The sequence below is a fragment of the Pseudoalteromonas sp. SIMBA_162 genome (genome assembly GCF_046535955.1).
Taxonomy (GTDB): domain Bacteria; phylum Pseudomonadota; class Gammaproteobacteria; order Enterobacterales; family Alteromonadaceae; genus Pseudoalteromonas; species Pseudoalteromonas marina.
The window spans coordinates 1-245 of the sequence record NZ_JAWJBQ010000963.1 but is presented as its reverse complement, the minus strand read 5'-3'; the positions used below and the strand labels follow the sequence as shown (position 1 = coordinate 245).

Below are 245 nucleotides of genomic sequence, written 5' to 3'. Positions count from 1 at the left end.
GCCGGAATTCAAGGGCCGCGACGGTTGCCGGACTCCCATGCCCTGGCGTCAGACGGCCCGGGGGGACTTCTCGAATGTCGAGCCTTGGCTGCCGGTCGATGAACGCCACCTGCCGCTGGCCGTGGCCAATCAGGAAGACGACGCCAACTCGGTATTGCATGCCACACGCACCCTACTGAATTTCCGCCGCCAACACCCGGTACTGCGCGAGGGGAACATTGAACTGGTGGACGTGGGTGACGAGC

The 245-nt window shown here is 64.5% G+C and carries 1 pseudogene; it reads left to right on the top strand.

The window, feature by feature from the left end:
- Window positions 1–37: 37 nt before the first annotated feature.
- Window positions 38–245, top strand: a pseudogene (locus tag R0J88_RS22570) (alpha-glucosidase); the annotation flags it as partial.